The 21,307-nt window shown below is 33.1% G+C and carries 25 protein-coding genes; 16 read left to right on the top strand and 9 right to left on the bottom strand.

All coding sequences use genetic code 11. From position 1 onward, the window contains the following. Positions 1 to 69: 69 nt before the first annotated feature. The 5 genes from BJG89_RS12255 to BJG89_RS12235 form a co-directional block, all read right to left on the bottom strand. Entirely contained in the window at positions 70 to 408 is a 339-nt protein-coding gene (locus BJG89_RS12255) for a transcriptional regulator, SarA/Rot family (protein WP_096810870.1), read from the bottom strand. 27 nt (positions 409 to 435) lie between these two features. Beyond that, complete coding sequence (locus BJG89_RS12250; RefSeq protein WP_096810869.1) at positions 436 to 1,251, bottom strand: helix-turn-helix transcriptional regulator; 816 nt, start codon at positions 1,249 to 1,251, stop codon at positions 436 to 438. 823 nt (positions 1,252 to 2,074) lie between these two features. Then, positions 2,075 to 2,953: a GTP cyclohydrolase FolE2 gene (gene folE2 / locus BJG89_RS12245; RefSeq protein ID WP_096810868.1), complete on the bottom strand. Its 879-nt coding sequence runs from the start codon at positions 2,951 to 2,953 to the stop codon at positions 2,075 to 2,077. A 14-nt stretch (positions 2,954 to 2,967) separates the two neighbouring features. After that, on the bottom strand, positions 2,968 to 3,633 hold the full coding sequence (bshB2, locus tag BJG89_RS12240; protein WP_096810867.1) for a bacillithiol biosynthesis deacetylase BshB2: 666 nt from the start codon (positions 3,631 to 3,633) through the stop codon (positions 2,968 to 2,970). A gap of 12 nt (positions 3,634 to 3,645) precedes the next feature. After that, the gene (locus BJG89_RS12235; RefSeq protein WP_096810866.1) at positions 3,646 to 4,005 is read right to left on the bottom strand and encodes a YojF family protein; all 360 of its coding nucleotides are present in this window, start codon (positions 4,003 to 4,005) and stop codon (positions 3,646 to 3,648) included. A 359-nt stretch (positions 4,006 to 4,364) separates the two neighbouring features. On the opposite strand from BJG89_RS12235, the gene nagB reads away from it, so the two are divergent. The 9 genes from nagB to BJG89_RS12190 all read left to right on the top strand — a co-directional run bounded on the left by nagB (position 4,365) and on the right by BJG89_RS12190 (position 12,356). Further along, a complete protein-coding gene (nagB, locus tag BJG89_RS12230; protein WP_096810865.1) occupies positions 4,365 to 5,093 on the top strand; it encodes a glucosamine-6-phosphate deaminase in 729 nt (242 codons plus the stop codon). A 116-nt stretch (positions 5,094 to 5,209) separates the two neighbouring features. Then, a complete protein-coding gene (hxlA, locus tag BJG89_RS12225; RefSeq protein WP_096810864.1) occupies positions 5,210 to 5,842 on the top strand; it encodes a 3-hexulose-6-phosphate synthase in 633 nt (210 codons plus the stop codon). A 1-nt stretch (position 5,843) separates the two neighbouring features. Then, positions 5,844 to 6,392: a 6-phospho-3-hexuloisomerase gene (gene hxlB / locus BJG89_RS12220; protein ID WP_096810863.1), complete on the top strand. Its 549-nt coding sequence runs from the start codon at positions 5,844 to 5,846 to the stop codon at positions 6,390 to 6,392. 601 nt (positions 6,393 to 6,993) lie between these two features. Further along, the gene (locus BJG89_RS12215) at positions 6,994 to 8,352 is read left to right on the top strand and encodes an AMP-binding protein (protein ID WP_096810862.1); all 1,359 of its coding nucleotides are present in this window, start codon (positions 6,994 to 6,996) and stop codon (positions 8,350 to 8,352) included. Then, positions 8,353 to 9,495, top strand: coding sequence for a thiolase family protein (locus BJG89_RS12210; protein ID WP_096810861.1), 1,143 nt, complete (start codon positions 8,353 to 8,355; stop codon positions 9,493 to 9,495). It begins immediately after the preceding gene. Next, positions 9,467 to 9,829, top strand: a complete 363-nt coding sequence (locus tag BJG89_RS12205) for a hypothetical protein (RefSeq protein WP_096810860.1) — start codon at positions 9,467 to 9,469, stop codon at positions 9,827 to 9,829. The genes BJG89_RS12210 and BJG89_RS12205 overlap by 29 nt, the downstream gene beginning before the upstream one ends. A 1-nt stretch (position 9,830) precedes the next feature. After that, entirely contained in the window at positions 9,831 to 10,112 is a 282-nt protein-coding gene (locus BJG89_RS12200; RefSeq protein WP_096810859.1) for a hypothetical protein, read from the top strand. A gap of 169 nt (positions 10,113 to 10,281) precedes the next feature. Beyond that, a complete protein-coding gene (locus BJG89_RS12195) occupies positions 10,282 to 11,694 on the top strand; it encodes an MFS transporter (RefSeq protein ID WP_096810858.1) in 1,413 nt (470 codons plus the stop codon). 221 nt (positions 11,695 to 11,915) lie between these two features. Next, positions 11,916 to 12,356 (top strand): ASCH domain-containing protein, encoded by a 441-nt coding sequence (locus BJG89_RS12190; RefSeq protein WP_096810857.1) that lies wholly within the window; start codon positions 11,916 to 11,918, stop codon positions 12,354 to 12,356. A 254-nt stretch (positions 12,357 to 12,610) separates the two neighbouring features. On the opposite strand, the gene vraX is transcribed toward BJG89_RS12190, so the two are convergent. Both vraX and thiD read right to left on the bottom strand, forming a co-directional pair. Further along, positions 12,611 to 12,781 (bottom strand): C1q-binding complement inhibitor VraX, encoded by a 171-nt coding sequence (gene vraX / locus BJG89_RS14630; protein WP_096810856.1) that lies wholly within the window; start codon positions 12,779 to 12,781, stop codon positions 12,611 to 12,613. A gap of 387 nt (positions 12,782 to 13,168) precedes the next feature. Beyond that, the gene (gene thiD, locus BJG89_RS12180) at positions 13,169 to 13,999 is read right to left on the bottom strand and encodes a bifunctional hydroxymethylpyrimidine kinase/phosphomethylpyrimidine kinase (RefSeq protein ID WP_096810855.1); all 831 of its coding nucleotides are present in this window, start codon (positions 13,997 to 13,999) and stop codon (positions 13,169 to 13,171) included. Positions 14,000 to 14,315: 316 nt separating this feature from the next. Here thiD and BJG89_RS12175 point away from each other — a divergent pair, with 316 nt between their 5' ends. The 7 genes from BJG89_RS12175 (at position 14,316) to BJG89_RS12145 (ending at position 19,485) form a co-directional block, all read left to right on the top strand. Beyond that, positions 14,316 to 14,972, top strand: a complete 657-nt coding sequence (locus BJG89_RS12175) for a uracil-DNA glycosylase (protein WP_096810854.1) — start codon at positions 14,316 to 14,318, stop codon at positions 14,970 to 14,972. Between the two features lie 4 nt (positions 14,973 to 14,976). Continuing rightward, complete coding sequence (locus BJG89_RS12170) at positions 14,977 to 15,348, top strand: DUF5327 family protein (RefSeq protein WP_096810853.1); 372 nt, start codon at positions 14,977 to 14,979, stop codon at positions 15,346 to 15,348. Positions 15,349 to 15,372: 24 nt separating this feature from the next. After that, on the top strand, positions 15,373 to 15,735 hold the full coding sequence (locus BJG89_RS12165) for a DUF423 domain-containing protein (protein ID WP_096810852.1): 363 nt from the start codon (positions 15,373 to 15,375) through the stop codon (positions 15,733 to 15,735). A 63-nt stretch (positions 15,736 to 15,798) separates the two neighbouring features. After that, positions 15,799 to 17,286, top strand: a complete 1,488-nt coding sequence (locus BJG89_RS12160; protein WP_096810851.1) for an APC family permease — start codon at positions 15,799 to 15,801, stop codon at positions 17,284 to 17,286. 218 nt (positions 17,287 to 17,504) lie between these two features. Next, on the top strand, positions 17,505 to 17,807 hold the full coding sequence (locus BJG89_RS12155) for a PadR family transcriptional regulator (protein WP_096810850.1): 303 nt from the start codon (positions 17,505 to 17,507) through the stop codon (positions 17,805 to 17,807). An 11-nt stretch (positions 17,808 to 17,818) separates the two neighbouring features. After that, positions 17,819 to 18,982, top strand: coding sequence for a chromate efflux transporter (gene chrA, locus BJG89_RS12150; protein WP_096810849.1), 1,164 nt, complete (start codon positions 17,819 to 17,821; stop codon positions 18,980 to 18,982). A 305-nt stretch (positions 18,983 to 19,287) separates the two neighbouring features. Then, positions 19,288 to 19,485, top strand: a complete 198-nt coding sequence (locus tag BJG89_RS12145; protein ID WP_096810848.1) for a hypothetical protein — start codon at positions 19,288 to 19,290, stop codon at positions 19,483 to 19,485. Between the two features lie 51 nt (positions 19,486 to 19,536). Here the strand turns inward: BJG89_RS12145 and BJG89_RS12140 are convergent, their stop codons facing one another. After that, the gene (locus tag BJG89_RS12140; protein WP_096810847.1) at positions 19,537 to 19,989 is read right to left on the bottom strand and encodes a threonine/serine exporter family protein; all 453 of its coding nucleotides are present in this window, start codon (positions 19,987 to 19,989) and stop codon (positions 19,537 to 19,539) included. Between the two features lie 11 nt (positions 19,990 to 20,000). Further along, positions 20,001 to 20,777, bottom strand: coding sequence for a threonine/serine exporter family protein (locus tag BJG89_RS12135; RefSeq protein ID WP_096810846.1), 777 nt, complete (start codon positions 20,775 to 20,777; stop codon positions 20,001 to 20,003). Between the last annotated feature and the right edge of the window lie 530 nt (positions 20,778 to 21,307).

The raw sequence follows: 21,307 nt of genomic DNA, 5'->3' as shown, positions 1-21,307 counted from the left end.
AATCAAGTTTTTAAAGGAGAGCATATAAAATCAAAGTCATTTTATATGCTCTCCTTTTTGGTATGTTAATTAAGATGACGAATGAAGCATTGAATCAACAATTAAATGGTATTGTTCAATAATGTGTTTGATTTTTTCTAAGTCGATGTCGTGTAAGTAGATACATCTTTCATCGTATTGGTCTCTTGATTTTTTTAAAAGATTGAGTTCTATGAAATGGTTGATTTGCATAGAGATAGGTGAGTTTTGAACTTGTAATTGTTTCTTTAAATCTAATGCGTTCATTTTGCGTTTATTAAGGTAGCGTAATTTATCTAAAATAATAATCTCAGATATAGTAAGGTTCAAATTCTGTTTTACTACTTTATTTATGAGACCTCTTTTTTCTTCATAAATAATTGTGTTCATATTATCACACCCTTTTTAAAATGACATTTACACCTTAGTTTGATAACGATGATTGAAATCGAATGTTATGTGTTGGATATCACGCCATGGGTTTCTATACTTATGAATCTCAGAAGGTTGATAACCTATAAAACGTTTAAAAAGATAGCAATAATCATCTTGAGTACGAAAACCATAACGCTGTTGTATTGTATTTAATTGATCGCCTTCAAGTAAATCACAAATGGAAGCGTGGATTTTAGAAGACGTTATATAGTTAGATAGTTGGCAACCCATCAATGCTGAAAATTCTCTTGATAAAAAACTATTATTTACAAAAAATTGATTAGCGATTTGTTGGCAAGAGACTTTCGTGGTTAAATGTGTGTTTACATAATGAACCACGTCTTTAATTAAACGATGTTTATAATTATTTTGAATTTCAGTGTATTGAGAAGCGCCATAATCTAAAACATAAATACTTTTGATTAATCGATTGATGGATTGATTAAAACGGTGGTTGGATTTATGTTGAATCGCCTTAATCATATCGGAAAATTGGATGTGTAAATCGTATTTCTCTGGGATATATGTATTATTTTTATCGTTTTGGTGAGAGCTGCACTGATAATAATAAAAATTATTGATAGATAAGCAAATTAAAGTGCCATTAAAAGAGATATGTTTAACGCATTCGTAGTCGTGGATATGAAATATATCGCCCACTTTAAAATGATGAAAAGTATTGTTTTTTAAAATGATTAAAGTGCCTTCTAATATTAAAAAAATATTGAAGCAGTGTCGTTTGCTTAATTGGTTAAGCGGGGCATGCGTAGTATAATATATATTTAAATTGTAATCCATTTTGTCTTTTTCACCACTTACATCAAATAAAAATTAATTTCAAACTACTACAGTCATTATTTTAATATGAAAATTGTATATAGAACATTAATAAAATTTAACAGTTAATACACAATATTTTATAATTAGTTATATATGGCCGTATTTAGTAGTAATATTTTTAAATGAACCATTAAAATTTTACTATTATACATTTGATTAATGATTGGGAGAAAAATTAATTTATATAGTGCAATATTTACATTGACAAAATATTTTGAAAGTAGATTAAATAAGGGTTAAGAAATGGGACACCCATATCCGTATACAAAATTAAAATGTTTTTCTGTTCAAAAGGAGTCAAGTCTCAACAGTTGAAATTTTAAATTTAACTGTTGGCGTACACTACAATAAAAATAGAAACCCTATGTTGGTATTCCAAAAATTCCCAATTTGAAGATACATATTGTCTAAAAATATCCTACGCCGCGTATAATTGTTGTTCAAAGTAGTCTTATTTAAGTATGTTTATATGGGTGGGACGTTTATTTTTAGTAAGACATATATAGTTCATATTGTTACTCATTGTAAATAGAGTTATGGTTATTAATATTTTATAATAAGGTGTCATTTTGGGATATTTGCTATAAAATTTTAAACCTTATATTTAATATTGCAATGCATTAAATAAAAAAAGAGACCCAGCTGGGTCTCTGATAGTCTATAAAAATGATGTCTTCTAAAGCGTCACTTTTCATATATCGTTATTGATGCATAATAATATGAGTCGATATAGTCGACTCTAAAAATATTTTCCACTTATCATCCATTTTATTTCATAGCGTTATCTTCTGTATTTTAATTTTGCAAAAGCATCATGTTGATGAATTGATTCTTCATTTCTACATTCAATGTCAAAACCTTCAATCCAATCAAAATCGACTAAATCTGCAGCAATCAGACGGATTAAGTCTTCGACAAATCTAGGGTTTTCATAAGCGTGTTCTGTAACACTTTTTTCATCTGGACGTTTTAATATAGGGTAAAGTATGGAGCTTGCATTGGCTTCTATGGCATCTAAGATTTTTTCTTTATAATCATCTGTTAAATTAGCGTCTTTACTTAAATAAGCTTTAACAGTTACAATACCACGTTGGTTATGTGCTGAGTATTCGCTGATTTCTTTTGAGCAAGGGCAAAGTGTTGTCACTGCGACTTGAAGTGTAATTTCTTTACGTGTAACGTTTTCTTTATCTATAGCCATACCATAAGTTACATCTGCATGACCTACAGCTTTAATATTTGTAATTGGGCTATGACGATCAAAGAACCATTTAGCTGATACATCAAGTCCGGCAGCGTTTTGTTCCATGCGTTCTTGCAAACTTCGTAAAAGACGATATAAAGAATCGAAATCTAATTCAATACCATTGTCATAATGCTTTTCAACACTTTCTAAGATACGACTCATGTTAATACCTTTTTCATCTTGATTAAGACTTGTTGAAAAACTGAAATTTCCAGCTGTTTGAAAACGATCTACTAATACCGGATATACAAGATTTTTAATACCTACTTCTTCAATTTCAAACAAGAAATTTTTGTTTGTGCTTTGTAAATCTTTCATTTCTTCTTTAACGGTTGGTTTTGTCCCTTCGATTGGGTCAACAGAGCCAAAATGTTTCCATCGACCTTCTCGAGTTGATAAATCAAATTCTGTCATGATATTGCCTCCACTTAAGATTCAAAGTTATAAGTCCAATAAGGTTCAACTTCTAAAAAGCTTTGCGCTTCTCCAGATACATCAGGTGTAGCAAGTTGTTTCAAAAATGGCCCTGTTTGAGATGCGTGCGCTTCAAATGCACGAAGTTTAACTTCTTTATAATCACTGATCTCATTTAGAATGTCTGGTTCACCTAATTTTTCGGGTGCGTCATTACTAAATGCAACAAGTTGTAGACGGGGTCTTTCCGCTGCTTTCATGCGTCCAACAGTTCTAACAACTGCTTCTGCAGTAGCTTCATGGTCAGGATGCACTGCGAATTGAGGATAGAATGAAATGATCACTGATGGGTTTAATTCATCGATTAATGATTTTATCATCTCGTCCATTTCATCATGTGGTTCAAATTCTACCGTTTTGTCACGCAAACCCATTTTACGTAAATCAGTTATACCAATTGCTTCCATTGCATTCTCTAATTCTTTTTCACGAATATCTGGTAAAGATTCACGTGTGGCAAATGGTGGATTACCTAAATTTCGTCCCATTTGACCTAGTGTTAAACAAGCGTATGTGACTGGTACGCCGTTATCTATATAACGTGCTAATGTGCCTGCAGATGAGAATGATTCATCATCTGGATGTGGAAAAATAACTAATACATGGCTCTCCTCTGTCATGATTCATCCTCCTTATGCGTTAAATGGTTGAGTACTTATTTCTAATGCTGCCGCCAATTGTCCTTCATAATTAAAGCCAGCTAATAGAAACTCACCATGCTCATTTATTTCATAATGTGTTAAACCTTGCACATAGACCCAACCGCCATCTTTCAATTTTAATCCTACGCGATACGGGTCTTTATTGCCGCCTTTAAGCTGTGCATGTTCAAAAGTTACTTGAATGTTTCTTAAAAAAGTGCCTGCGTTAAATACACGTTGGTCAAAGTGAGCAGCGTATGCGCCGTTAGTCGTTTCGACATGTAAATACACAGGTTTATCTTCATATGAAGATAGTAATATTTGTACTTTTTCATCAATTATTTGTTCCAAACTTTTGCCTCCTTGATTCCAAACCCCAAAACTTTTATGATATCAATTGTTTTAAACAAGTGTCATTGAAAATAATCAGTCTAACCTTTAGTGTAAACTGACTTAAACACATTTTCTACCTGAAAATGAATTTTATCTTAGATTTGTACGTAATATTTTGATTATCTTTCTATTTTACTAAAAAAGCCTTGAAAAATGTATCAGTCTGCTCATTTGGTATTTTGAGCTTGAAATTTATAATGGGAAATTATTGGGGATTCATTTTCTGTAAAAAATATAGAAAAAACGTATAATAAGAAGTATAATAATGTTTTATTTGTTGCAAACAAAAATCAATGACATAAGGAGGGCAACGGTAAATGAAAATTACAAATTTAGGATCCCGTGACTATGCTTCATTTTATGTTGCATGTGAATTATTTAAACAAATGAGCCAACAATCACACAGTAAATTAGGCTTAGCTACAGGTGGAACTATGGTTGATGTGTATGCATTTTTAGTAGATTTGCTCAAAAAGAACCAATTAGATGTTTCAGGTATCGAAACATTTAATTTAGATGAATATGTCGGATTGTCGGCATCACATGAACAAAGTTATCACCGTTATATGAATGATATTTTATTTGAGCGTTATCCATATTTTACGCAATCTTTGATTCATGTCCCGAACGGTGACGCAGATGACTTAGCAGCGGAAACTAAAAGATATGAAGATTTAATCAACCAACAAGGACCAGTAGATATTCAAATTTTAGGTATTGGGGAAAATGGTCATATCGGCTTTAACGAGCCAGGTACAGATATGAATAGTACGACTCAAGTCGTTAATTTGACTGAAAGTACAATTAACGCGAATAGTCGTTATTTTGATAATGAAGATGAAGTGCCAAAACAAGCTGTGTCAATGGGTCTAGCTTCTATTTTGAAAGCAAAAAGAATTATTTTATTGGCTTTTGGCGAGAAAAAAAGGGCAGCAATAGAACAATTAGCGAAAAATGAAGTGGATAAACAAGTACCTGCTACAATTTTACACGCACATCCAGATGTAGAAATTTATGTAGACGATGAAGCGGCACCACGCTTTTAAACTTTCAGTTTAAATCATCTCTGAATGGGTAAACATGTATATGTGTAAATTTTTAAATAAAGTAAATTAGCTCATGTATATCATGGCTATAATTAATTCAAGAAGGGATGATCATATTGGAATTACAACTAGCAATTGATTTATTAAATAAAGAGCAAGCTACAGAGCTTGCAAATAAAGTTAAAGATTATGTAGATATCGTAGAAATTGGTACGCCAATCGTTATTAATGAAGGTTTGCCAGCGGTACAACATTTAAATGATAATATTGATGGTGTTAAAGTGTTAGCTGACCTTAAAATTATGGATGCAGCAGATTATGAAGTGAGCCAAGCGGTTAAATTTGGTGCTGACGTCGTTACTATTTTAGGAGTTGCAGAAGATGCATCAATCAAAGCTGCAGTAGAAGAAGCACATAAAAATGATAAAGAATTATTAGTGGATATGATTGCAGTGCAAGATTTACAAAAACGTGCTAAAGAACTTGATGAATTAGGCGCAGATTATATCGCAGTGCATACTGGTTATGACTTACAAGCTGAAGGCAAGTCTCCATTGGAAAGTTTACGCCAGGTGAAGTCAGTAATTACAAACTCTAAAGTAGCAGTAATTGGTGGTATTAAACCTGATACAATTAAGGAAGTAGTGGCAGAAGAGCCAGATTTAGTTGTCGTTGGCGGCGGTATCGCAAATGCAGACGATCCAGTAGCAGCTGCAAAACAATGTAAAGATGCGATTGAAGGCAGATAGTATGACTGAAATTACAAATTATCGTTTAATCTTAGATGAATTAGATCATACACTTTCACACGTGAGAGATAGTGAAGCACAGGCGTTTTTATCACAAGTGATTAAAGCAAATCATGTATTTGTAGCAGGCAAAGGACGTTCAGGGTTTGTAGCGAATAGCTTTGCGATGCGCTTGAACCAGCTTGGAAAATACGCCTACGTTATTGGTGAATCGACAACACCTTCGATTACTGAAAATGATTTGTTTATCGTTATTTCAGGCTCAGGTTCAACGGAACATTTGAGATTATTAGTGGAAAAAGCTAAGTCGGTAGATGCAGAAGTTGTGTTATTATCCACAAACCCAAGTTCAGCTATTGGAGCACTTGCTAATACAGTGATAGAATTGCCTGCTGGAACAAAGTATGACGCAGAGGGATCATCACAACTCTTAGGAAGCCTTTTCGAACAAGCTGCACAAGTTTTTCTAGACAGTATCGTACTTGATTTAATGAAAGAACTTAAAGTCGATGAAGAAACAATGCAACGAAATCATGCTAATTTAGAATAATAGTTAACATTTCTTACATTGATTACGATAATCGTATGTGATTTATACAATAGGACGGAGAAGAAATCTTATTAAAAATTAGATTTCTTCTCCATTTTTTTCGCTAATGGTTAAATGTGTAGATATACAAATTAAAAGCAACCATATAACAAACCTAGATACTACATTGTTATATGAATAGGCAGTTTTCTTAACAAAAATGATAAAAAATTGTTATACAGAATGAACATGTATGCTAAATTCAGTAGATAAAACGACTGAAACTTACCTATTTTGTATGAGCTAATTCAAATAAAAGAGCATTTATCAATAAAGCATATAAATAAGGCAATAGTTCATATTGGACCACAACGTACCTTTAGCAAATTATCTTGTTTTTATTGGTATTTCATTTGTTCTCTTTATTTGAAAAAAATGGGATTATTACCCATTTTCTATCTATTTTTAAACTTTTAAGGTATAAATGATAAAAAGTTTGAGAAACTTTTAAATTTTTGGGATAAACTTGTCATTTAAAACCCAAGTGTTTTTGTTATAGCATCTTATATATTAAATGTTAATATATTTTGTATAAAAGTTAACAAAGGGAGTTGTCATAACGTTGGAGATTTTAGAAAAAGTGGAAAATCAAGCTAGAACTCAACCACATCACATAGCACTGACATTTAATGCACAACATATGACTTATGCTGAATTAGAAAATGACATGAAAATAAAAAGCACATTATTTTGGTCTATACCCAAACATAGCTTTGTTGGATTGGTTATTCAAAACCCCCAAACCACAATTTCCTTATATTTAGCATTATTAAAAAGGGATTGTGTCCCGTGTGTTTTTGATTATCGATGGACGAAAGAACAGATTAATAATTTAGTAGAAAAATATGGAATCCCTTATTTGATGTATGAAGACCATCACTTAATACATACTAAAGTCAACAATGATAAATTGGACTTTAATGAAGACTTATTGCATATTGGTTTTACATCTGGAACGACTGGGATACCAAAAGCCTATTATAGAGGAGAAAAATCTTGGGTTAAGTCATTTATTGAAAATGAGCAATTATTCGAAAGGGCAATTGGTACCATCATTGCACCTGGGCCTTTATCACACTCGTTATCATTATATGCTTGTATTTACGCTTTATATACAGGAAGAGCTTTTATTGGGCAACAATATTTTGACGCTGAAAATATAATGAAAAATATACAAGGGAGACTAGACAATATAGCTTGTTTTCTAGTTCCGACGATGATACAAGCTTGTCTTTCAACTCAAATATGTATAAAAGGAAATCATTATATTTTGAGTACGGGAGATAAACTGACATTATATCATCGTCAACGGGTTAACACATTTTTTCCTAATAGTGATTTAATAGAATTCTTTGGGACATCAGAAGCTAGTTTTATAAGTTATAACTTTAATAATAGCGCACCATCAGAATCAGTTGGAAAATTATTCCAAAGTGTAAAAATGAATGTTGATCAACCCGATGAATTAGGCATAGGTGTATTAAAGATACAAAGTGAATTGGCTTTTAGTGGTTATGTTGAAGAAGGGATATGTTACTATACTTGGATTGAAACAGGTGACTTCGCTTTTTATGATAACAATGGCTATTTATACTTACGGGGTAGAAAACATGACCGTATGATTATTGGTGGACGCAATGTTTATCCTTCTGAAATTGAAAACAGTGCACAACAATTACATATATTTGATGAAGTAATCGTCATAAATGAAACACATTCAAAATTTGGAGAAATTGCTGTATTACTGTATACAGGGGATGAAGAAGTGACCTATAAGTACTTTAAATCATTAATGATGCAACGTTTAGCTCGATATCAAATTCCTTCTAAAATATTTAAAGTTAAACGCATGTTGTATACGCAAAGTGGTAAAATTGCGCGTAGTCATATGAAACAATATTATTTAAAGGGAGAATTGTAAATGAAAGAAGCAGTTATCGTTGCAGCCAAACGTACTGCATTTGGAAAATATGGTGGTAAAATGAGACATATAGAGCCAGAAGGGTTATTGAAACCATTATTTAGCTATTTTAATACACACTATACCAGCATTATGGACAATGTCGATGATGTTATATTAGGAAATGTGGTAGGAAACGGTGGTAATATAGCTCGGAAAGCATTATTGGAAGCAGGACTCAAGCACCAAATAACAGGTATGACAATTGATCGCCAATGTGGTTCAGGGTTAGAAGCAGTGAATCAAGCTTGCAGAATGGTTCAAGCAGGGGCTGGCACAGTATATATTGCGGGCGGTGTAGAAAGTACAAGTAGAGCACCTTGGAAAATCAAACGCCCTCAATCTCTCTATGATACACATCTGCCGGAATTTTACGAAAGAGCACCATTCGCACCAGAATCCCAAGATCCTTCTATGATACAAGCGGCCGAAAATGTAGCTGAACAATACGATATATCTCGAATTGAACAAGATACCTTTGCGTGGCAAAGTCATCAAAAAACGATTGAAGCATATAATCAAAACCTTATTCCCCAAGAAATACTACCATTTAAGATAAAGGGGGGCATATTTCAATATGATGAGAGTATTAAACCACAGTTAAATCAACGCGTCTTAAGTCGTTTAAAGCCATTATTAGTAAATGGAACTATCACTGCTGGTAATTGTTGTATGAAAAACGACGGCGCCGTATTATTGTTGGTAATGGAAAAATCAGTGGCTGAATCATACGGATTACATACTGGTTTAGCATTTGTTGATCATGTAAGCACCGGAGTAGACCCAAATGTATTGGGCATAGGACCCGTGCCTGCTGTAAAAAATTTGTTAGCCAAACAAGCATTTTCTGTAAAAGATATTGATGCAGTTGAATTGAATGAAGCATTTGCCTCCCAAGTATTAGCGAGCCAAAAGGCATTGCACATTTCAGATGAAAAGTTAAACATCTATGGTGGTGCGATTGCAACTGGGCACCCTTATGGTGCAAGTGGCGCTGCACTTGTTGCTAGGTTATTTTATATGCAACATAAATATAGAACAATAGCTACAATGGGCATTGGAGGAGGTATGGGCAATGCAACATTATTTGAAAGATGGTCATGAAGACAAACAAATGGTATTTCATAAAGGCGACGTCGTTGCTTATAATCAATTATTTGAGCAAAAGTTAGAAACCTTCATATCGCCATTATATTGCGCAAGTTTGTGGCCTGAATTTGAATTGTTCCAACCATTTATTGCACGTAATCTGTTATTGAAATCAACAGAAATAGAATATTTACATGCCTTGAAAACTGAGATGACTTACGATGTTCAATTATCATTGATTGAGCAGAAAAGGGTAAGACAATTTGTCAAATATGTTTTTGAAATGAAAATAAATAAAAATAGAGTGAAATGTATATATATTAAACAAACATTTTTGGAGAGGGTATAAAATGATAGAGATATTACCAAAACAAATAGAGACATATTTATCTCTTGTTAACGATGTAAATCCTATACATCAGTATATTGCGCCCGGCCAAATGATTGTTCAGATTGCATTGGTGCACAACAAACTCAACTGGGCATCCTATAAAGTGAATTATGTTGAAGTAGTTGAGGTATATGAATTTATTAAGTTTGACTTTGAAAATAAAAACAAATTAGTTATAAAAAATCAAAACGATAAAGTTAAGATTATTGTTTTGAAGAATGAATTAGGTGCTGTTTATTAATTATAGAAAATGATAAAAAATTTAAGGATAAAATAAATTTTATTATTTTAAAAGATGTTTCCGATTTTTGTATAAAAATTAAAAATTGAAAATAAAAAACTATGAATCAATTTGACATACTCACTTAACTAAGTATAATAAGTTAACATGTTAAGGGAGTGACATAGTCATGGATTATGAAAAGGATTTCGATGAACGTAATATAAACAAAGTAAATCCCAGGACCGCTAAAAAAACTGTTTTTGCGACTGGCATAGGTAATGCTATGGAATGGTTCGATTTTGGACTTTATTCCTATTTAGCAGTTATCTTAGGACAAAACTTTTTTAGTTCAGTCGAAAATGATCAACTTAAAACGATATTCACATTTGCCACATTTGCAATTGCTTTTTTATTAAGGCCTGTAGGCGGTATTATATTTGGTATGATTGGTGATAAATTTGGCAGGAAAGTCGTCTTGACAACAACCATTATTATGATGGCATTTTCTACATTGCTGATTGGTTTATTACCCACTTATGATCAAATAGGTGTTTGGGCTCCCATTTTGCTTTTATTAGGTAGGGTACTTCAAGGTTTTTCTACGGGCGGAGAGTATGCAGGTGCCATGGTATACGTTGCAGAATCTTCACCAGATAAAACAAGAAATACACTTGGCTCAGGATTAGAAATCGGTACACTATCTGGTTATATCGCTGCTTCAGTTTTAAGCGGCTTGCTATTTTTCTTTTTAAATGATGAACAAATGACAACATGGGGTTGGAGAATTCCATTTATTTTAGGACTGTTTTTAGGTATATTTGGTTTTTATTTAAGAAGAAAATTAGAAGAGTCACCTGTATATGAAAATGAAATTGCAACACAACCTAAGCGTGATAATATTGGACTCTTCACCATTGTACGGTATTATTACAAAGATATTATTGTGTGTTTCGTAGCTGTTGCATTCTTTAATTGTACGAATTACATGGTAACTTCGTATATGCCATCTTATTTACAACAGATTATTAAATTAGATAGTACAACAGTGTCTGTGCTTATAACGCTTGTTATGGCGTTTATGATACCATTAGCTTTAACATTTGGTAGGGTTGCAGATCGAATTGGAGAGAAAAAAGTTTTCTTGATTGGATTAATTGGTACAGCTATTTTCAGCACTGTGGCATTTTCACTGTTTCAATCAAGTTCATTAATCTTAATTGTGTTAGGTATATTCATTTTAGGCTTTTTCTTATCTACGTATGAAGGAACGATGCCGGGTTCATTACCAACTATGTTCTACACACATATTAGGTATAGAACGTTAGCAGTAACATTTAATGTGTCAGTTTCACTGTTTGGTGGCACCACACCGTTAATAGCATCTTCACTAGTTGCAAAAACAGGAGACCCGCTTTCGCCAGCTTATTACTTAGCAGCAATGAGTGTAGTGGGCGTTATTGTCATTTCGTTGTTACATGTCAGTACAGCTGGTAAATCGCTGAAAGGCTCTTATCCCAATGTACAAAGTGATGAAGCGCACGACTATTACACTAATCACCCTAATGAAGCATTGTGGTGGGCAAACGATAAACATAAATAAACTGATATAAATGAAAGAAAAAAGTGAGGCATAATAAATTAAATGTCTCACTTTTTGTTATTAAAAATGTTTGGGTGGATATAAAATAGTTCGTATCATTTTTTTTATATTTTGAATAAAAGGGACAAAAGTCTACATTAAAAATTAGGTTTTTGTCCTACTTTTTGTTATGTTATTTTTAAATAAATTATTAATCATACATAATAAAAGGGGAAGAAAACATGACTATAGAACAATATTGGGAAGGATTTATTGAATTATTTCCAGAATATCAAAATAAAACATATGAAGCATGGTCGTTTGGCGTAGATGAAGATAAATTAGCAACGTTAGTTAGAAAAGATGAAAAAACTGCTACAACAAGTGGATATAGCTCATATAGAGTTGAAAACGAAAAACTACCTCAAGTAGGAGAAGTGAGTATTGTGCTAAATAAGGCTGGGGAACCTCAATGTATTATAGAAATTACACATATATACCAAGTGCCATTTAATGAAGTTTCTGAACGTCATGCATATCTCGAAGGGGAGGGAGATAAATCCTTAAATTATTGGAAAAAAGCGCATATTGCATTTTTTGAACCTTATTATCAGTCATTAGGTTTGAATTTTGATGAATCTGAAATAATGGTATGTGAAGAATTTAAAGTTTTATACGTATAAGTGAAGCGGCACAATAGTTAGGGTAGCTTCGAGTTTGCTCTCCAAGCAAGCAAAGGGGACAATCTTTGCCTAACTATGTGCCGCTTCTGGGTGAGTGTTTATAAGGGATGTGTTACTTCATATATATATAATGGGACAGTTACATATACATGATTCATATTTCTAAAGGGGAGTTCATTGTTCTGTTTCTTCTGAATTTTAGTCTTGGGCTTGCGCTTCTATTTCTGTTTAATCATCGATGTATTGAAATGTGATTAATAACCTAATGCTAAGTTATCGATATCACCTTCAAGTAGAGAGAGTAAGTTATATAATTCATTTTTGCTGAAATTTTCATCGCATTTAACAGAAATCGTTTTAAAAGTCTTGGTGATAATTTCATATATAGGGTTACCATTTTCAAAAGACTGTTTGTAGATAATCATGATGTCATACCTCCTTGTCTCTCTACACTTATTATAATAATAGAAATACTAAAAAATAACATGGGCCTGTAGTATCAAATTCAAATCAGACATTAGTCTGATTCGTTTTGAGACTGAAACATTTGAATATATTAATTAAATATGAGAAAAAAATTATTTATCTACATTACAAACGAGTATAAATAATTACGATTTGACTAGGGACAGGAATATCCATAATGTCTCAGCTATGAAGATGATGTAGACAGTAAATGAGAACAATAAAAATATAAAGTCTCACTTCTCACAAATTTGTGATTGAATCTGTATGATGAAAGAAGCAATAAAAAAAGCTGAAGCATCGTTAGTTATAACCATGCTTCAGCTTTTTTTACTTATCGTGAGAACTTATACTTCAGTGACTTCAACGTCTATATGTTCAATACGGTTATAAGCGCCGTGATCTACTGGTCCGACGAAATCATTCATTTTCCATCCGTTTTTAATTGCAGAAGCAACAAATGCTTTAGCAGCAATGACCGCTTCTTTTGGAGATTTACCATTTGCTAAATACGCTGTAGTGGCAGCAGCAAATGTACAACCAGCGCCGTGATTATAACTTTGTTGGAACATATCCGTAGTTAATTGATAAAAATGTTCACCATCATAATATAAATCATAAGATTTGGCTTGATCTAACGCTTTGCCGCCTTTAATGATTACATGATTAGCACCTTGGTTATGAATAATTTCAGCAGCTTTCTTCATATCTTCAATTGATTTTAGTGTACCTAAATTTGCTAGTTGGCCCGCTTCAAATAAATTTGGTGTCACCACTGTCGCTTTTGGCAATAAATATTCAATCATAGCATCAGTATTCCCCGGATTTAAGACTTCGTTTTCGCCTTTACATACCATAACTGGGTCGACTACAAAGTAATTAGCGCCTGATTCTACATATGCTTCTCCTGCGCGTTTGATTATTTCTTGTGTTCCTAGCATCCCTGTTTTCACAGCATCTGGACCAATTGAAATTGCTGTTTCTAATTGTTTTTCAAATACGTCAAACAGTATCGGTGTAACATCATGAGACCAAGATTCTTTGTCCATTGTGACAATAGATGTTAAGGCAACAATACCGTAAGTTCCTAACTCTTGGAACGTTTTTAAGTCTGCTTGCATACCTGCGCCAGCACTTGTGTCTGAACCTGCAACGGTTAATGTTTTTTTCAATGCCATGAATTTTCACTCCTAAAATTTCTTTTAATCATATCATATCACGTTTGTCGACTATTCTAAATAACGACGTTTGTAATGTATTGGGATTAACATTATGGGTAAGTTATTACATTATTTTGCATACATTCTATTTGCATATTAAAATAGGAAGTAATTAAGTATAGTTTCTTACAAATGATGCATAAATTTTACTGTACTTGCTTACAGAATGTGTTTAAAGGAAGGCCTGAGCAGAAGCTCATGCATAAGCACTACTAATCCCGCAAGCGAGAAAGTAGTGCTTTATGTTACTATATTAATCGAGGTGAAGTGTTATATGGAATGGTCTGATGTTTTTCAAAAAATAACTACGGAACATGATTTTAGCGAAATGCATCATTTTTTAGAAAATGAATATACTACAGAAACAGTATATCCGGATAGAGAAAATATATATCAAGCATTTGATCTTACGCCTTTTGAAAAAGTGAAAATTGTTATTTTAGGTCAAGACCCTTATCACGGGCCTAACCAAGCACACGGTTTAGCGTTTTCTGTACAGCCCAACGCTAAATTTCCACCATCATTGAGAAATATGTATAAAGAACTTGAAGACGATATAGGATGTGTTCGTAAATCGCCACATTTACAAGATTGGGCTAGAGAAGGCGTTTTATTATTAAATACGGTTTTAACTGTACGACAAGGACAAGCTCATTCTCATAGAAATATCGGGTGGGAAATTTTTACGGACGAAGTCATTAAAATGGTTTCGGAAAATTTGAAAAATGTTGTGTTTATTTTATGGGGAAAGCCAGCTCAACAAAAAGTTAAACTCATTGACACCTCTAAGCATCATATCATTAAATCACCACATCCGAGTCCGTTGTCTGCATATCGTGGTTTCTTTGGTTCAAAGCCATACTCTTTAGCAAATTCATATTTACAAAAAAATGGTATTGAACCAGTAAATTGGTGTGAAAGCGGGTCATAAATAAATGGAAAAAGATAAAATTGTTCAACTTATTGAACAAGAATTAGTTCAAGCAGATGAAGCTAAGAACGACGCAGAATTTGAAAAGCATATTTATGCGATACACACACTAACGTCGTTAGTGACTAGTTCAAATAGTAAGCAACACTATAGAGACAACACGTATTCGCTGTCTTCATCATTTCAATCAGCACGAAATGTAACGCAACATGCGTCTGGCAAAAAACAAGATATTTCCCCTGAAGAAATAAAAGCGATGGGAGGAAAGGTGTCTCAATCCTCAGCTCAAAATACACATAATAAGCATTCATTAAATACCAATAAGTTAGTCACCGATGATGAAATTGGTAATGGTGATTCAATTTTTGATTTTTAGTAAAGGAAGGAAGGGTCCATTTTGATGAAAATATTCATTATTTTAGGTGCTTTAAATGCTTTAATGGCAGTTGGTACTGGTGCTTTTGGGGCGCACGGTTTGGAAGGGAAACTTTCAGACAAATATTTATCTGTATGGGAAAAGGCAACAACTTATCAAATGTATCATGGTCTTGGTTTATTATTGATCGGCGTTATTAGCGGTACAACATCAATCAATGTAAATTGGGCAGGTTGGCTTTTATTTTTAGGTATTGTATTTTTTAGTGGTTCACTTTATATTTTAGCGCTAACGCAAATTCGTATACTTGGCGCAATTACACCAATTGGCGGCGTTTTATTTATCGTAGGTTGGTTGATGTTAGTTATAGGTACATTTAAAATATAAATTTATAATTGTTATAGAATTCATCTTAGGGGTATAATACAATCCATGAGGTGAATTTTATTTATGGGAAAAAATGATAGGAAAGTAGATAGAGGAGATTTAAAACAAAACTTATCTGAGAAATTTGTATGGGCAATTGCTTATGGCTCATGTATTGGTTGGGGCGCATTTATTTTACCTGGTGATTGGATTGGTCAATCTGGCCCTATTCCCGCTGCTATTGGTATCGTTATTGGCGCCTTACTAATGATTTTAATTGCGGTCAGTTATGGAGCACTCGTTGAACGTTTTCCAGTTTCAGGGGGCGCTTTCGCATTTAGCTTTTTAGGTTTTGGTAGATATGTTAGTTTTTTCTCATCATGGTTTTTAACTTTTGGTTATATATGTGTAGTAGCTTTAAACGCAACTGCATTTAGTTTATTAATTAAATTCTTATTACCTGATATTTTAGAAACAGGTAAACTGTATACCATTGCAGGATGGGATGTCTATATCACGGAAATATTAATTGCATCATTATTATTAGTTATATTTATGTTTATTGCAATTAAAGGTACAAGTATCTCAGGATCACTACAATTTTATTTCTGTGTAGCATTGGTGATTACAGTCTTAATATTATTTTTCGGTTCTTTCTTTGGTAGTAACTTCTCTTTAGAAAATTTACAACCATTAGCGAATAAAGAAAAAGGGTGGATGACATCTATTATTATGATTGTCGCTGTAGCGCCATGGGCTTATGTAGGATTTGATAATATCCCACAAACTGCAGAAGAATTTGATTTTTCTCCAAACAAAACATTTAAATTAATCGTATATAGTTTGTTAGCCGCAGCAATCACATATGTACTCATGATTCTGTATACAGGATGGTTAAGTAGCTCAGCGAATGGTTTGAATGGCCAACTGTGGTTAACAGGCGCTGTAACAAGTGGCGCATTTGGCTATATAGGTCTAGCAATTTTATCGATTGCTATTATTATGGGTATTTTCACTGGATTAAATGGATTTTTAATGAGTTCAAGTCGTCTATTGTTCTCAATGGGACGTTCTGGTATTATGCCGTCAGTATTTAGTAAATTACACAGTAAATATAAAACACCTTATGTCGCTATTATTTTCTTAGTTGCAATTACATTAATAGCGCCGTGGTTAGGCCGCACAGCTTTAACATGGATTGTTGATATGTCATCTACTGGTGTATCGATTGCATACTTTATCACTTGTCTATCAGCCGCACGATTATTTAGTTATGATAAAACAAGCAATACTTACGGGCCAGTATATAAAACATTAGCAATCTTAGGTACGTTTGTGTCATTTATTTTCTTATTATTGCTACTCATTCCAAGTTCACCAGCTGGTTTATCAATGCCATCATATATCGCGTTGTTCAGTTGGTTAATTATAGGATTAATCTTTTTCATTGTTCGTTATCCAAAATTAAAACAAATGGATAATGATAAATTAAGTAAACTTATCTTAAACCGTTCAGAAGATGAAGTAGTAGATCTTATTAATGAAAATAAAACAAGTGAATCAAAAAGTTAGACAAACTTAAAAAGTAAATTATGAAAGAAACATATATCTTATTAAAGATAATATTTTTAAAATGATATAAAATAAAGTAGCGTCTTTCCATATTCGCAAGATATACGAATATGGAAAGGCGCTTTTTTTATTGTGAGTTTAAAATTGACGAAAAAGTAGAGATAATATAAAATCGAAAACAGATATCGAATTCCGATTTTAATGAAAGGGGTAATTAATTGGAACGTAAAATTAAACGAAAAGTATTTTTAGGTTTTATCTATATTCATATATTGCATCATGCTAAAGAAGCTCCTATCTATGGTTCTTGGATGATTAATGAATTAGAAGCGCATGGTTATCATATGAGCCCAGGCACTCTATACCCAATTTTTCATACAATGGAAGAAGAAGATTTGTTGAAAAGCGAGCATAGAACTATTAATGGTAAACAGCGAAAGTACTATACTATTACTGTTAGTGGAGAAACTTTTTTAACTGAAACAAAGCAAAAACTAAATGAGCTGATAAATGAAGTTTAAGGAGACTTAAAATGTCTAACTATTTCAAGATTTTTATTGTGGCTTTTAAACTTGGTTTCATATCTTTTGGTGGGCCAACAGCCCATCTAGGATATTTTTATGATGAATATGTTAAAAAGAAGCAATGGTTAAATGAACAAGAATACTCTGAGCTAGTCGTGTTATGTCAGTTTTTGCCGGGGCCAGCTAGCAGTCAAGTTGGTATAGGTATAGGGACGATTAGAGGGGGTATGATTGGCGGTTTTATCTCTTTTATAGGGTTTACGCTCCCATCTGCAGTTATGTTAATGGTATTTGTGCTTGTTTTTACAAATAGTCAAACTACTTTTTCATGGATTCAAGGTTTGAAATTGGTTGCTGTCGCTATTGTGGCTCAAGCTATTATTGGCATGGGGAAGAAATTAACGAATACTAAAACAACCATCACGTTAGCATTATTTGTCTTACTGCTTACGTTGCTCATCCATAGTGTATACATTCAAGTTATTGCGTTGATTTTCACAGGATTATACGGCGCATTTTTCTTAAAAAGTAAAGATGACAGTAATGTAGGGAAAAGAGATAAGCTGTTTTTGGTTCCTAAAAGCATAGGTGTGATATCACTTTTATTGTTTTTTTCGTTACTTATTACTTTACCTATTTTAAGTTCTATAACCACTAATGTATGGGTTCAAATGATGGATAGTTTCTTTCGTTCTGGCGCATTGGTTTTTGGGGGCGGACATGTCGTTTTACCATTGTTAGAAAGTGAGTTTGTACCACAAAACCTTATTTCTTCTGAACAATTTATAACTGGTTATGCGGCAGCACAAGGTGTTCCGGGTCCATTATTTACATTTGCTACTTATATTGGCACTTCAATAGAAGGCATAGTAGGGGGGGTATTAGCGACATTTGCTATTTTTTTACCAGCATTTTTATTGTTATATGGCGTATTACCTTTTTGGGATAGTATCAAATCCAATGTCTATGTAAACGCGTTTTTAAAAGGGATTAGCGCTGGTGTAGTCGGTATATTAATTGCAGCTTTTTACAATCCGATTTGGAAATCGACAATTAATACAGAATTAGACTTTGCGTTAGCAAGTGTGTTATTCATCTTACTTATGTATTATAAATGCCCTTCATGGGGAGTTGTCATATTGGGATTAATATTTGGAATTATACTATATTGATGATGTATTTGTTTTAATAAATAAGGAGCCATTCTAAGTTAATATATATGTTAGTTACACGCCCGCTCATTGGATGTTTTACAGATCAATTCGGGGCAAAATTAGTAGTAATGGTTGCTTCGCTACTTTCATTATTAGTTTCGATTCCGTTTATATTTATTAATGGTGATACGTCGATAATTTGACTTGGATTAATATTGTTCGTAAGAGGATGAGCGGTCGGAGAGGCGACGCTAACGTTAACGACAAGTACTTATTATGATTTGAAAAGTAAGTAGTTACCAACAGCAGGTGTGAGTATAAATATGATTGAAAACATAGGGTCTGGATTCGGTACAGCCTTCGTTGCAACAGTTGTAGCTACAGTGACCAATCGTATTTCAATGCAATCGGAACAAGCGATAATTGGTTATCATACAGGTCTCTTAGTATCAACCATTGCATTAATGGTGCGCTTTATTTTTGCTAGTTTTTTAAAATGGAAATATAATACATCGAATTAATAAACATCTGTGCCTCTTAAATTGACGCTCAGATGTTTATTAATTTGATAATTATATATGTTTTTTACTGAATTTTGTACCAGAAACAATCAGTTTAGAAATTTGATCGGCGAATAACAAACCTAAAGCAATTGCCCCTGCAATAAGCGTTACTTCTAACATAGTATTAATCGCTTTACTAAATTCTAATAAAATAAGATTTTTGGTCGCATCAAAGGCTGATCCTCCGGGAACCAATGGTATAATGCCAGGCACCATAAATAAAATAACTGGTTCTTTTTTTAAGCGAGCCATCACATGACTCAATAAGCCCAATGCTAGGCTTCCGAAGAAACTTGAATAAATGGTATGAAGTTGAAAACCATCATAAACTAACGTATAGACCATCCAGCCACATGCACCAACAATTCCAACAGCATTATATAAATATTTTGGAACATCAAATATAATACCGAAGAATAATGAAGCGGTATAACTAAATATTAAATTTAAAATCCAAAACATAGACATTGCTCCTAAGAAATAATAAGTACTGTACCTACACCAGCGCCAATACCAAAAGCTGTTACCAATGCTTCTAATGATTTCGTTGTAAACATTAACATATGGCCACTAAATAAATCTTGAATAGCATTAGTGATTAAAACACCAGGTACAATCGGCATGACTGATGAAATAATAATCGCTGAAATAGAGCCACCTTGTATGATAGAACTTCCAAGCACTGCCACTGTACCGATGACGAGCGCACCCATAAATTCTGGGATGAATTTGGCATGTAAGTGTCTGCTTAGAATTTCTACGACAAGATAACCAAAGGCTCCTGCAATGAGCGCTGTAAATATATCGATTAAGTAGCCTCCTTGTAAATATAGAAAGCTAATAGAGATAATAGCAGCTGCAATAAATTTGAAAAATAAATCATGTTTAATACTTTGTTCATTATAAATTTTTTGTAACTCTTGGAACGCGTCTTCAACTGATAAGGCACCATCAGAAAGTTGTCTCGAAACACGATTGGTTCTTGATATACGATGGAGATTGGTGTCTCTTGTTCTAATCCTATATATTCTTGGATAAGATTCGTTATGTAACATAAAGTTAATAACCGTATTGGTAACGAAACTATTGCTTTCCGTGTAACCTAAAGTAAAGGCAATGCGTGTCATTGTATCTTCAACGCGGGAGCCTTCTGCGCCAGATTCAAGCAAAATTCTTCCGGCTAAGATAATGACATCTTTTGCCATTCTTTCATCATAACTTTCCGAGTATTGATTATTATTTATTGTCATTTAATCACCAATTATACTTTATTTAACTAAACTATGCGTATATTCTATGTCATAGCACTATAAGTTAGTAAGTTAATATGGTTTATTGTAACACTTTATTCAGTTGATATGTTGGTAAAAAAACACTGCTTAAATTTTAAAAAATTGAATTTTACACAATTTTAGCAATTCAATTATGTTTCAAATGTTTCAAATAGGTTAAAATAGTATTAGTTGACTGTTACAAAAAATATTGAGTAGCGACAATATTTAGCAGTTAACCCTTAAATTAAGTAGTGATTAAAGTTCTCCCAAACACACTACATTCAGACAGGCACACTTGTTTAACTTCAAGTGTGCCTTTTAGTTGTTTTCTTCCTACGAAGTAGGGGGTTAGAGAGAGTTATGCATGTCGGAGTATGCCAACCAAGAAGAAGAGAATTGGGAAATGAAAGAAAAGTATAAAAAAAGATTCAGTGGCACGTAAAATGCCTCTGAATCTTTTATGAATGGATTAATATACAAATGTAGAAAAAGTTAGGGTTCTGACC

Origin of the sequence: Staphylococcus nepalensis (assembly GCF_002442935.1) — a bacterium.
Lineage (GTDB): Bacteria > Bacillota > Bacilli > Staphylococcales > Staphylococcaceae > Staphylococcus > Staphylococcus nepalensis.
This window is presented reverse-complemented; position numbering and strand designations above follow the sequence as displayed.